Raw genomic sequence first — 14226 nt, forward strand, 5'->3', positions numbered from 1 at the left:
GTCACTTGCCCAGCGACCACCAACCTCGGCGCTTTGGCTTGGCTGGCTCGTAGGACACCGTTTTCGGCTCACTTGCTTCCGCCGGCACTGTTTGTGTCTCAACCGCTTCTGGCGCTGCGACTTCAGGCTCGGCAATCACCAGCTCGGCAACCTCCGCTTCGGCCGCGACAAGCTCAACCGCCTCGGCCGTTTCCACCGCAGGCTCTGGCACAGGGGCAACCGCATCGGTGGCAGGCGCGTCGACAGGCGTCACCTCAGCCGCAACTGTCGCCACAGGCTCAATCACCGCCTCGGTCACAGGTGCACTCACTGGTGCTTTCTTTGCAGCCGGCTTGCGCGCACGTGGTTTCCGCTTGGGCTTTTCCGGTGCTGCCTCTGCCTCGACAGGGGCGTCCGAAGCAGCCTCTACAGGAGCATCTGAAACAGGAACATCAACGCTTGCTTCATCGGTTTTCGCCTTGGAGCGGCTACGTGATTTGTAAACACGCTTGGGCTTTTCCACTGGCGCATCTTCGCTTGCATCCGCTTGCACTTCTGCACCCTGCTCGGGCGCGGCAGCAATCACCGCAGGTTCTTCGCTCTCGCTTTCGTCAGCGTTGTCCTGAGCCGTATCAGACCCGCTCTCACCGTCGGATCCGTTGTTCTTCTTGCCACCCCGGCGCCGGCGTCTGCGACGCTTCTTTGGCTTGTCATCGCCCTCGCCGCCCTCGTGGGTGTTGGCAACGTTATTCTCTGCTGCGGCCTCGCTGGCCACCTCGTCCTCGTCGTCTTGCGCGGCGGCTTCATCCTCGTCGATCTGATCCATCAAAGACGTATCTACCGAAACCACATGGGCCGACGGCTCAGGCACGACGCGCGTCGCAGTCTTGAATTTTTCGAGCGCGAAATCAGGGCTGACCATATGGGGGTCCCCCTCGATACGCACGGACAGGCCATAGCGCAGCTCGATCTGCGCAATATGCTCGCGCTTCTGGTTCATCAGGTAATTGCAGATGCCAACCGGGCAACGCACCAGAACTTCGCGCGAGCGGCGGCGCACGCCCTCTTCCTCGATCTGGCGTAGAATATTCAGCGCCATATTGTCATCAGAGCGAATAAGACCCGTGCCATGGCACGATGGGCAAGGCGCAGTCGTCGCCTCGATCATACCGGGGCGCAGACGCTGACGCGACATTTCCATCAGGCCAAAGCCCGAAATGCGGCCCACTTGAATGCGCGCGCGGTCAGTCTTCAGCTTGTCCTTCATCATCTTCTCGACGGCCGCATTGTTCTTGCGTTCGTCCATGTCGATGAAGTCGATAACAATCAGGCCCGCGAGGTCACGCAGACGCACTTGGCGCGCCACTTCTTCGGCGGCCTCAAGGTTGGTCTTGGTCGCTGTTTGCTCGATAGAGCCTTCTTTGGTGGCGCGGCCAGAGTTGACGTCAACCGCGACAAGCGCCTCGGTCGTGTCAATCACGATATAACCACCGGAACGCAACTGCACCGTGGGGTTAAACATGCCCGCCAGATAGCTTTCCACCTGATAACGCGCAAAAAGCGGCATGCTCTCGTTATAAAGCTTAACGTTTTTCGCATGCGACGGCATGATCATTTTCATGAAGTCCTTGGCGATGCGGTAGCCGCGCTCGCCCTCTACGAAAACCTCGTCAATATCGCGGTTATACAAATCGCGGATCGAGCGTTTGATCAGATCGCCTTCCTCGTAAATCTTCGCAGGCGCGATTGATTTAAGGGTCAGTTCGCGGATTTGCTCCCACAAGCGTTGCAGATATTCATAATCGCGCTTGATCTCGGTCTTGGTGCGTTTGGCACCTGCCGTGCGCACGATCAACCCTGCGCCCTGAGGCACATCAATTTCGTTCGCGATCTCTTTGAGTTTCTTACGATCTACAACGTTGGTGATCTTGCGTGAAATGCCGCCACCGCGCGCAGTGTTTGGCATCAGAACGCAGTATCGACCGGCAAGGCTCAAGTAAGTTGTCAGCGCCGCGCCTTTATTGCCGCGCTCTTCCTTAACCACCTGCACCAGAAGGATTTGACGTACTTTTACAACTTCCTGAATCTTGTAGCGCCGTGGACGTGGCTTGCGCGCCGGGCGAATATCCTCGACGTCATCGTCATCCGCGACTGATTCAATGTTTTCGTCGCGATCGGCTGCGGATTGGCCCTTGGGCGTGTCCTCATCATCGCTCGCATGCGCTGCAACATCAATATCACTCGCGTCATCCTCATCGACTGCGCCGTCGAGCTCGGTTTCATCCGTCGAGGGCGTCTCCACCGGGGTTTCGGCGACCGTCTCCATCGGCGACGATCCCTCCTGCACCTCAGCCGCAGGGGCATCCTCACTCAGATCAATGGTTTCCATGCCGGTGATTTCAGCACTTGTGTCGCTGTCTGCGCCGTCCACGTCCTTGCTGATGACCGCATCGCCGTTTGTTGCATCCGCGGCCTTGGTCGTCGAGCGGCGGCGCGAGCGGCGCGGCTTTGGCTTGTCCTGCTCTTCGTCGCGCTGGCGCTGGCTTTCGGCATAGGCGCGCTCTTCCTCCATCAGGGCCTCACGGTCCGCGACGGGGATCTGATAGTAGTCAGGGTGAATTTCCGAAAACGCGAGAAAACCGTGACGGTTGCCGCCGTAATCCACGAACGCCGCCTGAAGCGACGGCTCTACGCGCGTTACTTTTGCGAGATAGATGTTGCCAGCAAGCTGGCGTTTGTTTTCGGACTCAAAGTCAAATTCCTCAACCTTGTTTCCGTCGACCACAACAACGCGTGTTTCTTCCGCGTGGGTGGCATCGATAAGCATTTTCTTAGGCATAATATCCGATTGCGCCAGGCATATCCTTCGCCAACCCGATCACTTGCGCGATCCGGCGGTCCGGCTGTTCGATATGCGGGGCGTCTGATTTGGGCGATATGGCGCGCACGGCGGCAGAGCCCTTGAGGGGCTCCTGCTCTGGTACTCATGTCCTGCGCGCGCTTCATCGCGATTCTTCTCCGACACGTCACAAAGTTCCCTATGCGCGTATCCGTTAATGTGCCGCTCTTCGGTTTCAAAGAAACGGCGCGTCGTTAGGTCTGATAGTCTCTTTAAAATAAGATCACTGTCAGGACCGTATCGGTCTGCCTCCAAACGCCCTTGCATCACGCAAAGTGGGCGGCAGCGAAACTCTCCCGGGACATGTTTGCCTGCGCAACCACGAACCGTCCTTCCTACATAGGGTCTAAAGGGGGCTCACCGCAATGGCTAATCGCGCGCAATTGACGACATCTTGACCCGCTGGTGGGCTTGCCGCGCAAGCTGTGCTGTCAACAGCAATCAACTCCAAACCACCAAATCGCCGCATTTTCGGCAAAGCCCTGCCCTGCCGCTGCGCCAAGGTGAACCTGCAAAACGCGCATTCAAGGGCAATCAACCCCGCCCCGTTCTTCACAGCAGCGCAACACTCATAACGCGAAAGGACAACACATGGCGTCCTCCAAACCTCCCAAACCACCCGCCAAGCCGATTTTGACCGCCCCTCAAACAAAACAGGGCGAGGCTCCGGTCAAACCCGTTATCTTCACCGATTTCGCGAGTATCTGAGCCACGAAAGCCATGCTAGCACATCGCGCATGAGCGATCCGGTCTCCTCCATACCCAATATGGGCCCTGCGAGCGATGCAAATTTCGCGCGCGCGGGCATCACCACAGCGACGCAACTGCGCGCAATCGGCGCCGATGCGGCCTACACAAGATTGATAACCTCCGGCACGCGCCCGCATTTCATCGGCTATTATGCCCTGGTGATGGGCCTTCAAGCGCGCCCCTGGAACGATTGCACCGGCACCGAAAAAGCCGCGCTTCGTCAAACCTTCGACGCGCTCAAAGCCAGCGCTGAAGGCACAAAAGAAAAGGGCCGCTCCGATCTCGAAGCAGCCCTTGATCTGATCGGCGTTAGAGAGCGCGCCATCAAACCTTAATATCTTCATCTTTCGAAATAAACTTCGGGGGTTTGGGGGCTGGCCCCCATCCCGCAGTCTAAATCAAACCTTAGCCAACCAGTTCAAGACCGGAGAAGAAAAATGCGATTTCTTCTGCCGCTGTCTCGGGCGCGTCAGAGCCGTGAACAGAGTTTTCACCAACCGATTCTGCAAATTCGGCGCGGATCGTGCCAGCGGCGGCATCGCTCGGGTTTGTTGCGCCCATGACTTCGCGATTTTTCGCGATTGCGCCTTCGCCCTCAAGAACCTGTACGACGACTGGCTCGGAGATCATGAACTCACACAGTTCGCCAAAGAACGGACGCTCGGAGTGTACACCGTAAAACGTCTGCGCTTGAGCCAGCGTCATTTGAATACGCTTTTGCGCGACGATGCGCAGGCCGGCCTCTTCGAACTTGGCATTGATCTTGCCCGTCAGGTTGCGGCGTGTTGCATCAGGTTTGATGATCGAAAATGTGCGTTCCAGAGCCATGTGAGACTTCCTTTGTAAGTTAGGCCCGCCGCCCCATGCGGCAATCACCCGTAAATTCTGCGCCGCGCTTAACATGAGGCTGACGCCATGAAAAGCCGCGAAGTCGAAGAAGCCCAAGATCACCGCTGGCGCTGGCGCAATCCCTCTGCTATCCGCGCCGCATGCTTAAAATATCAGACATCACATACTCCGTCGCGGGCCGCACCTTGGTCGAAAACGCATCTGTCACAATTCCGACCGGTCACAAGGTTGGCCTTGTGGGGCGTAACGGCTCTGGCAAGACGACGTTGTTCAAAATTATCCGCGGTGAAATGGTGCTCGACACCGGCGCTGTCAGCATGCCGCAGGGCTGGAAAATCGGCGGCGTGTCCCAAGAGGTGCCGGGCAACGAGGTCTCCTTGATCGACACGGTGCTGCGCGCCGATACAGAGCGCGAGGCGCTGCTTGCCGAGGCGGAAACCACCACTGATCCGGCCCGCATTTCCGAGGTGCAAAACCGCCTCACAGATATCGACGCATGGTCCGCCGAAGCGCGCGCCGCGACGATTTTGCGCGGCCTTGGCTTTACCCACGATGAGCAGCAACAACCCTGTTCTGCGTTCTCCGGCGGTTGGCGCATGCGCGTCGCGTTGGCGGCTGTGCTCTTCTCCGAGCCTGATCTGTTGCTGCTCGACGAGCCGACAAACTATCTTGATCTTGAGGGCGCGCTCTGGCTTGAGGCCTACCTTGTCAAATATCCGCACACTGTTCTGATCGTGTCGCACGACCGCGAACTGCTCAACCGCTCCGTTGGCGGCATTCTGCATCTCGAAGACAAAGGCCTGATCTATTACACAGGCACCTATGATATGTTCGCCAAGCAGCGCGCCCAAAAACGCGCGCTCATGGCATCGGCGGCCAAAAAACAGGACGCCAAACGCGAGCATTTGCAAGCCTTTGTGGACCGCTTCAAGGCCAAAGCCTCCAAGGCCAAGCAAGCACAATCACGTGTTAAAGCCTTGGAAAAAATGGAAACAATTCGCGCACCCGAAGATGTGGCGCGCACTGTGTTTACCTTCCCCAAGCCCGAAGAACTCTCACCGCCGATTATCGCCACGGAAAAAGCCTCTGTGGGCTACGGCGACAAAATCATTCTGCGCGATTTGAACCTGCGCATTGATCAGGACGACCGCATCGCGCTTTTGGGCCGCAACGGCGAGGGTAAATCGACCCTTTCCAAAATGCTCTCCGATCGTTTGCAAATCGCCAGCGGCTCTATGGTCACATCCAACAAGCTGCGCATCGGATTTTTTGCCCAGCACCAAGTGGAAGAACTCTACGTTGATGAATCTCCGCTAGAGCATTTGCTGCGCGAACGTCCAAGCGAGGGGCAAGCCCGCTTGCGCGCGCGCCTTGCAGGTTTCGGCCTTGGCGCGGATCAGGCGGACACGGCTGTCGGACGCCTTTCGGGCGGCCAAAAGGCGCGACTTTCGCTCCTACTCGCCACGCTCCCTGCCCCGCACCTGCTGATCCTCGACGAGCCGACAAACCACCTCGATATCGAATCGCGCGAGGCGCTGGTTGATGCGCTGACCGCCTATAGCGGCGCTGTGATCCTTGTCAGCCACGACATGCACCTCTTGTCCATGGTCGCGGATCGCTTGTGGTTGGTGAAGGACGGGCATGTGTCGGTCTATGAGGATGATTTGCAAGCCTACCGCAAAATGCTGCTGAGCCCTGACAAGCCTGCAAAGCAGGGCAAGGGCGCAAAAGCGGTGGAAAAGCCAAAGGCAAAACGCCCCTCGCAAGACCAGATGAAGGCGCTCAAAGCAGATGTTCGCAAATGCGAAGAACGCATGAAGAAAATCGACGAGATGCGCGACAAGCTGGCGAAAAAGCTCGCGGATCCCGTGCTCTACGAGGACGGGCGCAAGGGCGAACTTGAAACGTGGAACAAGAAATACGCCGAAGTCATGGAGGCGCACGGGCGCGCGGAGACCATGTGGATGGCAGCGCTTGAAAAACTGGACGCGGCCGAATCCCAATGATCGATACGGCGTTTTTCATAACGTCCTTCGTGACGCTCTTTGTCATTATCGACCCTATCGGCCTCACGCCGCTGTTCGTGGCGCTGACCCAAGGGATGACCGTAGCGCAGCGCCGCGCCATCGCCATTCGCGCGACACTTGTCTCTGCGGGCATTCTCGCGCTGTTTGCCATTTTCGGCGAGGCTTTGCTGGGCTTCATCGGTATTTCCATGGCCGCCTTCAAGATCGCAGGCGGTATCCTGCTTTTGCTCACCGCGCTCGATATGCTGTTTCAGCGCCGCGCCAAACGGCGCGAGGACACGGCCGAGGAAGACGACGATCTCGATGATCCATCGGTGTTTCCCTTGGCCATTCCCCTCATAGCCGGTCCGGGTTCGATCGCCACGGTGATCTTGCTTGCGGGCACGCACCCCGGCTTTACCGGACTTGGCCTGTCGCTTGCGGTGATGGCGCTTGTGCTGGTCGTGACCTTCATTTTCTTCGAGGCGGCAACGCCGCTGGAGCGTTTGCTGGGCAAGACAGGCATCAATGTCGTTTCGCGTCTGCTTGGCATGCTTTTGGCCGCTTTGGCGGTGCAGTTTATGCTCAATGGTCTCAAGGACTTTGGACTTCTCGGCTAAGACCCTACATAGGGTCAAAGGAGGCCCGATATGGCGCAATTTTCCGGTGATGAGTTCGGCAATCTGATTTATCTGGTGATTCTGGGCGGTGTTCTTGCCTTCTGGTTCTTCACCTCGGCACGCCGCTCGATGAATAAGATGCTGCAACAAATGGCTGCTTGGGCCTTGATTTTCATCGGCGTGATCGCCGCCTATGGAATGTGGGGCGATATTCGCCAAACCGTTTCTCCGCAGCAATCGGTGTTCGACAGCGGTGCACGCTTCGAGCTTCCGCGCGCGCGCGACGGCCATTACTACGCGACAGCAATGGTGAACGACGTGGCGATCCGTTTTGTCGTGGATACCGGCGCGACCGATGTGGTTTTGCGCAAGGCGGATGCAGAGGCGGCGGGTATTGACCTTGAAACGCTGGCATTCTTGGGCAGAGCGATGACCGCCAACGGGCCGGTGCGCATCGCCTCTGTGCGCACGCAGAGCTTCGGGTTGCCCGGCGCCGAATTGGCGCGTTTTCGCGTCGATGTGAACGAGGGGGAGATGTCGCAATCGCTCATGGGGATGAGCTATTTACAGACCTTCGAGCGGATCGAGATCTCGGGCGGCACGCTGGTTTTGACACGTTAGCGCTTTTGGCCAAGCGGCCCTTCGGGGAGAGTTTAAGGGCAAGATGAACCAGGGGGCGCGTTAACCTTAATCGCGCATTAGTCTTTCTTGGCTTTCATTTGCCAATTGCCGCTTTCCTCTGACCAGTATTGCGCCGCGCAGCCCGCATCGGTGAGGGATTTCCACTGTATGCGCGCCACTTGCACCTGTGCCTCGTCATTGCCATCAAACAGGATGCAAGTGCGTGCGTAGGCCTGCACTTGCTCGGGCGTAATCGAAGCGCCATCGATGCACATGGCGCAGGCCGCATCGTTGGCACCCGAGTGGTCCTGCGCCAGCAAGATCGGTTGATCACCGTCATGGGCGCCGCCCGCAAGGCCATGGGCGAGAAACGCCGCTTCATCGCCCTGCCAGAGCTGTCTGTCGAGCGCTTCAAGGCGCTGGGGGTCGCGGCCTACCACAAGGCAGCGCCAGCCCGCGCCAAGCGCTTTGGACAGTAGCAAAGGCAGCGTTGCCTCAAGCGGTTTGCGCGTCAGGTGGTAGAAATAAACCGCGCCCATGTCAGTGCTCGTACAGATCCTGCACAAGGCGGCTCAGCGACATCACGCCCCAGCCCGTCGCGCCGACGGGTGCCAGCGTGGTTTCGGATTTGACCGACGCGACCCCCGCGATATCGAGGTGAATCCAGGGCGTGCCATCCTTGACGAAACGTTGCAGGAATTGCGCCGCCGTGACCGATCCCGCAGCGCGCCCACCGATGTTCTTCATATCGGCGATGCGCGATTTCAAAAGATCGTCGTAGGCCTGCCCGAGCGGCATGCGCCAAGCGCCCTCGCCCTCGGCTTTGGCCGCATTCAGGAAAGCGCTACACAGCGCGTCATCGTTGGAAAAGACGCCTGCGTTTTCATGCCCAAGGCCCACCACGATGGCCCCCGTCAGGGTCGCCAGATCAATCATGCCGACAGGCGCAAAACGCTCTTGTGCGTACCACATCACATCGCATAGCACGAGCCGGCCTTCGGCGTCGGTGTTGATCACTTCGACCGTGTCACCCTTCATGGATTTTATAACATCGCCGGGGCGCGTGGCGTTGCTGGAGGGCATGTTCTCCACAAGGCCCACGAGGCCGACCACATTGGCTTTTGCTCCGCGCAGCGCCAGCGTACGCATCACGCCGCTGACAACGCCAGCGCCGCCCATATCCATGGTCATATCTTCCATGCCTGCCGCCGGTTTAAGCGAAATACCGCCTGTGTCGAACACCACGCCTTTGCCGATCAGGGCCAGCGGTTTGACGCCTTTCTCGCCACCATTCCAGTGCATCACCACCACTTTGGAGGGGCTGTCCGAGCCTTGCCCGACGCTCAGCAGCGTGCGCATGCCGAGCCTTTCAAGCTCTGCCTCCTCCAGCACTTCGACGACAAGGCCAAGGCTTTCCATCTCTTTCAGGCGGATCGCAAATTCAGTGGTGGTCAGCACGTTGGCAGGTTCATTGGTCAGATCGCGCGTCATGTGCGCGCCCTCGGCCACGGCAAGAAACGCGCGCGCCTCGGGCTCTGCCTCTTCGGGCTTGGCGCACATGACAGTGAGGCTGCGCGCCTTCACCTCTGCATCGCTCTTGTGGGGGGTAAATTCATAGGCACGCATGGCCGCACCAAGCACAATTTGTGCCGGTTTCGCGTTGCTTCCCGCGAGCAAGAGCGCTGCGCCTTTATCCAGCGCCTTGCCAAGCGCCGCACCCGCCTTGCGCGCATCGAGCGCATCGGGGCGCCGCTCGAGGCAGATGATATCCAGCGCAGTCGCCGCCATGCCCGCAGGGTAGTTCAACGTAATGATCTTGCCCGCTTTGGCATCCTCCAGCTTGCCCGCTTCGACAACCCGCGCGATCGCCCCTTTGGTCAAACGGTTGACGCGGCGCGCGCCTGCATCGAGCTTGCCATCCGCGCCGATCAGCAGCGCGACGCGCCCCTCGAAGGCGGCGATGGCATCAAGATCAACAGCAGCAAAAGTGGGGGCAATCAGGTTGGGCATCGAGACGCTATCCTTTGAATGGTTTGGCCTAGGGATAGCGAGGTTCGCAAGGCTTTGCCAGATAGCAGTTTTACCGCTGGGTCAAATAGGCTAGAACTTTGAAAAACGACAGGCAATGGGGGCAGATTTGGCAAGATTCGACAGATATGTACTGTCGCAACTGCTCGTGTTGTTCGGCTTCTTCTCGCTTGTGCTGGTGTCGGTCTACTGGATCAACCGTGCGGTGATCCTGTTTGACCGCCTCATCGCCGATGGCCAGCCTGCGTCCGTGTTCCTTGAATTCACCGCCCTTAGCCTGCCAAATGTGGTGCGCATGGTGCTGCCCATGTCGGCCTTTGCAGCGTCGGTCTATGTCACCAACCGCCTTGCGTCGGAAAGCGAGTTAGTGGTGATGCAAGCCACGGGCTATTCGCCATGGCGCCTTGCGCGGCCCGTGGTGATCTTCGGGCTGATCGTGGGCACGTTCATGATGGCGTTAACGCAGTATCTTGTGCCCTCCTCGCTCGAACAACTGCGCTTTCGCGAAAACCAGATCAGCGGCTCGCTCTCGGCGCAGCTTTTGCGCGAGGGGGAATTCATGAACCCGACCGCGGGCGTCACCTTTTATATCCGCGAAATCACGCCGGAGGGCGTGCTGAAGGATGTATTTCTAAGCGATGGCCGTAATCCGGAGCGCACCACGACCTACAGTTCGGTCGACGGATTTCTGGTAACCGAAGCAAGCGGGCCAAAACTGGCAATGATCAACGGGATTGCCCAGACCTTCCAGCATGATACCCGCACGCTGACCAAGACGAAATTCACCGATTTCGCATATGATATATCCTCGTTGATCGCTGGACCGGATTCGCTTTTCAAGCCACTGGACCAACGTCCCACAAGCGAGTTATTTCTTGCCAGCGAGCTTGTCGCCAAGGCCACAGGCAAATCCGTGGGCCGCGTGCTTGAGGAAGCGCACGGGCGCTTCAACCAGCCGATTCTGTGCCTCGTGGCGGCGTTGATCGGCTTTTCCACGCTTTTGGTGGGCGGGTTTTCGCGCTTTGGTGTGGGGCGGCAGATCATCGGTGCGATCCTCCTGTTGGTGCTGGTGAAACTGGTGGAAAGCGTTGTCACCGATCCGGTGCGCAACAATGCCCATCTGTGGCCGCTGGTCTATGCGCAAAGCGTGTTCGGGCTTGGGGCGGCAATCTTGATGTTGCAACTGGCCGCACGCCCAAGGCGGCGACGCAAGGATGCGTCCTTGAGCGAGGTCGCAGCATGATCCTGCATTATTACTTCGCGCGCCGCTTTTTTCGGGTCTTCCTGACAACGCTTCTGATTTTCTTTGCGTTCCTCACGCTCATTGATCTGGTCGAACAAATGCGCCGCTTCAACAGTGAGGCGGCCAGCTTTTACGACATCTTGATCCTAACGCTGCTGAACGCCCCTGCGGGGCTGTATCAAATCCTGCCGCTGGTGATGATACTCTCTTCGGTCTCTCTGTTCTTGACGCTGGCGCGCACCTCTGAATTGGTCGTCACGCGTGCATCGGGGCGCTCTGCCTTGATGACGCTGCTCTCGCCAATGCTGGTGGCTGCGCTGATCGGCGTTATCGCTGTGACACTCTTCAATCCTCTTGTTGCCGCGACCACCAAGCGCGTGGCCAGCCTTGAGAGTGAATATCGTGATCAAGGGCAGAGCACGCTCTCGATCGGACGCGAAGGGCTATGGCTGCGTCAGGGCGATGAAACCGGGCAAACGGTAATTCACGCGGAGCGCGCGGATGAGCGGATGACGACGCTTTATGATGTGACGTTCTGGCAATATGACACGTCCAGCCAACCCCAAGCGCGCATTTCCGCCGAAGAGGCCATGTTGACATCGCAGGGCTGGCTATTGCGCGGTGCAAAGCAATGGCCCCTTGGCACCGATGAAAACCCAGAAGCCGCATCGCAGGTCTGGGCAAGCCTGATCGTGTCCACCAGCCTGACCGAAGAGCGCATCAGGGACAGTTTTTCCGAACCCTCTGCAGTGTCGATCTGGGATATGAACAGCTATATTTCCGAGCTCGAAGAGGCCGGCTTTTCCGCGCGCCGCCATAAGGTCTGGCTCCAAATGGAACTGGCCCGTCCGCTGTTTTTGATGGCGATGATGCTGGTGGGCGCAGGCTTTACCATGCGCCACAGCCGTTTTGGCAAGACCGGGGTTGCGGTGCTTGCCGCCGTGATGCTGGGGTTCGGGCTATATTACGTGCGCAATTTCGCACAGATCCTTGGCGAAAACGGTCAATTGCCGACGATCCTCGCCGCATGGACGCCGCCCGTCGCTTCGATTATGCTTGCGCTTGGATTGTTGCTGCATATGGAGGACGGATGAAGCGATCGGTCCATATCTTGCGTCTACTGGGCGCGGCGCTTGTCCTTGCATACGCATCGGCGCTGCCCGCGCGCGCGCAGGACGTGGACGCCGCCCTGCTTGTGGCCGACAGCGTGCTGATCACGCAGGATGAGCGATTGGTGGCCAGCGGCAACGTCGAGGCCTATTATGAAGGCACACGGCTGTTTACCGACAAGATCATTTACGATCAAAAACGCGACGAGTTGATCATCGACGGCCCCGTGCGCATCGCGCAGGAAAACGGCGATGTTCTGATCGCCGACAGCGCCGATCTGGACAGTAAGCTCGAGGACGGCATCCTGCGCGGCGCACGCTATGTGCTCAATCAGGAACTACAGATATTGTCCGCCCAGACCGACCGCGTCGAGGGACGCTATACGGTGCTGCGCAAAGTCGTCGCCACCTCGTGCCAGATTTGCGGCAACGGCGTGCCGATCTGGCAAATCCGCGCAGAACGCGCGATCCATGACCGCGAGGAAAAGCAAATCTATTTCCGCCGCGCGCAGTTCCGCCTGCTCGGGGTGCCTGTGCTGTATCTGCCCACGATGCGCATTCCCGACCCTTCGCTGAAACGCGCTTCAGGCTTTCTCGTGCCGCAATTCGTTTCCGATAGTGAACTCGGGTTTGGCGCGAAAATACCATATTTCATTACCCTTGGCGATCACGCCGATCTTACGCTTACCCCGTTCATCACGCCCGTGACCAAAACGCTGGAGCTACGCTTTCGCAAGATGTTCCGCCGCGGCTATGTGGAATTCAACGGCGCGCTGTCCGAGGACACATTGGTGCCCGGCTCGATCCGCAATTATCTGACGGGCTACGGCGTGTTCGATCTGGGTAACCGCTTCGTGCTCAGCTTCGATATCGAAGCCGCATCCGACAGCGGCTACCGTTCGAACTATGGCTATTCGGGGCGGGACCGCCTTGGATCGGGCATCGCTTTAACGCGGGTGAAACGCGATGTGTTCTTTAAGGCGGAATTGCTGAATTTCGAAACCCTGCGCGACAATGAAAGCAACGACACGCAGCCAACACTGATTGGCGACGTTACCTATGAGCGGCGCTATCAACTGCCGCGCATTGGCGGCGAGTTTCGCGCCAATCTTGCGCTGCACGGGCATAAACGTGTCTCTCTTGTGGACACCGTTGGGCGCGACATGGGGCGGATCAATCTTGATCTGTCATGGCGCGATGAATGGACGCTTGCGGGGGGCCTGCGCTTTGGTCTCACCACCTCGCTCGGACTTGACAGCTATGCGGTGACCCAGGACAGCACCGCGGCAGGACGCACCACACAGGCCATTCCCGTTATCGCCGCAACCCTGCGCTACCCGCTCAGCCGCAAGGGGCGCGATGGTGCCAGTCATCTGTTTGAACCCATCGCACAAATTGGCTGGGCGGGCGGATCGCCCTCGACCCTGCCCAATGACGAAAGCGTCAGTTCCGAATTTGACGAAGCCAATCTGCTCGCGCTCTCGCGCTTTCCTGCGGCGGACCGGCGCGAGACCGGAACAATCGCTGCCTTGGGTGTGAGATGGGCGCGGCTACATCCCGACAGTTGGTCCGCAGGCGTAACCTTGGGGCAGGTGTTTCGCGATACGGCCGATTGGTCCTTCTCAAGCAGTTCTGGGCTGCGCGGTTCCAACTCTGACACCTTGCTGGCGATGAATTACGCCGCCGCTTGGGGCGGGTCATTTCAGGCGCGCAGCCTTTTCGATGCGCAATTCAAACCGATCAAGGCAGAAGCGCGCATCGCCTACGGGCGCAACAAGTTTGGAATCTCTGGCACCTACATCCACCTTAAAGCCGACCCGACCGAAAACCGGGCGAGTTCTGTCGCCGAATGGTCGCTCGACGGGAGTTACCGGGTCAATCGGCACTGGACGACGAATGCAAATGTCCAATATGACTTGCTTACGGACCGTTTCGCCAGGACAGGCGCTAAAGTGGTCTACCAGAACGAGTGCATTTCTGTCGGCCTCGGGGCAACGCGCAGCTATGCAAGATCATCCACCCTGGTCCCGGCGACCACTTATGAATTGGCTGTCTCCCTCTTGGGCTTCAGCACTGGCGGCAGCGGAAAAGCGGCACGCCGCACATGCAGGAAATAGGCGAT

Annotated in this window: 11 protein-coding genes; 7 read left to right on the forward strand and 4 right to left on the reverse strand. The window is 58.7% G+C overall.

The features are described from left to right. Position 1 precedes the first annotated feature (1 nt). The gene (locus tag B9P63_RS11570; protein WP_085308890.1) at positions 2-2818 is read right to left on the reverse strand and encodes an Rne/Rng family ribonuclease; all 2817 of its coding nucleotides are present in this window, start codon (positions 2816-2818) and stop codon (positions 2-4) included. 797 nt (positions 2819-3615) lie between these two features. Here B9P63_RS11570 and B9P63_RS11575 point away from each other — a divergent pair. Continuing rightward, positions 3616-3963 (forward strand): TfoX/Sxy family DNA transformation protein, encoded by a 348-nt coding sequence (locus B9P63_RS11575; protein WP_085308892.1) that lies wholly within the window; start codon positions 3616-3618, stop codon positions 3961-3963. Between the two features lie 70 nt (positions 3964-4033). Here B9P63_RS11575 and ndk read toward each other — a convergent pair whose 3' ends face one another. Next, positions 4034-4456 carry a nucleoside-diphosphate kinase gene (gene ndk, locus B9P63_RS11580; protein WP_085308894.1) on the reverse strand — a complete coding sequence of 141 codons (423 nt, stop codon included), beginning with the start codon at positions 4454-4456 and terminating at the stop codon, positions 4034-4036. A 161-nt stretch (positions 4457-4617) separates the two neighbouring features. Between ndk and B9P63_RS11585 the strand changes: the two genes are divergently transcribed. From B9P63_RS11585 to B9P63_RS11595, 3 genes are read left to right on the forward strand one after another with little or no spacing between them, the layout of a single operon-like run. After that, on the forward strand, positions 4618-6483 hold the full coding sequence (locus B9P63_RS11585) for an ABC-F family ATP-binding cassette domain-containing protein (protein ID WP_085308896.1): 1866 nt from the start codon (positions 4618-4620) through the stop codon (positions 6481-6483). After that, positions 6480-7103 (forward strand): MarC family protein, encoded by a 624-nt coding sequence (locus B9P63_RS11590; RefSeq protein ID WP_085308898.1) that lies wholly within the window; start codon positions 6480-6482, stop codon positions 7101-7103. The genes B9P63_RS11585 and B9P63_RS11590 overlap by 4 nt, the downstream gene beginning before the upstream one ends. A gap of 30 nt (positions 7104-7133) precedes the next feature. Beyond that, entirely contained in the window at positions 7134-7724 is a 591-nt protein-coding gene (locus B9P63_RS11595; RefSeq protein WP_085308900.1) for a retropepsin-like aspartic protease family protein, read from the forward strand. A gap of 77 nt (positions 7725-7801) precedes the next feature. Here the strand turns inward: B9P63_RS11595 and B9P63_RS11600 are convergent, their stop codons facing one another. Together B9P63_RS11600 and B9P63_RS11605 are read right to left on the reverse strand one after the other, a co-directional pair. Continuing rightward, the gene (locus B9P63_RS11600) at positions 7802-8263 is read right to left on the reverse strand and encodes a DNA polymerase III subunit chi (RefSeq protein ID WP_085308902.1); all 462 of its coding nucleotides are present in this window, start codon (positions 8261-8263) and stop codon (positions 7802-7804) included. A 1-nt stretch (position 8264) separates the two neighbouring features. After that, positions 8265-9734 (reverse strand): leucyl aminopeptidase, encoded by a 1470-nt coding sequence (locus tag B9P63_RS11605; RefSeq protein WP_085308904.1) that lies wholly within the window; start codon positions 9732-9734, stop codon positions 8265-8267. 127 nt (positions 9735-9861) lie between these two features. Between B9P63_RS11605 and lptF the strand changes: the two genes are divergently transcribed. The 3 genes from lptF to B9P63_RS11620 are packed head-to-tail and all read left to right on the forward strand — an operon-like array spanning position 9862 to position 14221. Further along, on the forward strand, positions 9862-10995 hold the full coding sequence (gene lptF, locus B9P63_RS11610; RefSeq protein ID WP_245830643.1) for an LPS export ABC transporter permease LptF: 1134 nt from the start codon (positions 9862-9864) through the stop codon (positions 10993-10995). Further along, positions 10992-12089, forward strand: coding sequence for an LPS export ABC transporter permease LptG (gene lptG, locus B9P63_RS11615; RefSeq protein WP_085308908.1), 1098 nt, complete (start codon positions 10992-10994; stop codon positions 12087-12089). The genes lptF and lptG overlap by 4 nt, the downstream gene beginning before the upstream one ends. Further along, positions 12086-14221, forward strand: coding sequence for an LPS-assembly protein LptD (locus B9P63_RS11620; RefSeq protein WP_176219150.1), 2136 nt, complete (start codon positions 12086-12088; stop codon positions 14219-14221). The genes lptG and B9P63_RS11620 overlap by 4 nt, the downstream gene beginning before the upstream one ends. The last annotated feature ends 5 nt before the right edge of the window (positions 14222-14226 follow it).

Source organism: Planktotalea arctica (assembly GCF_002105285.1).
Classification (GTDB): Bacteria; Pseudomonadota; Alphaproteobacteria; order Rhodobacterales; family Rhodobacteraceae; genus Planktotalea; species Planktotalea arctica.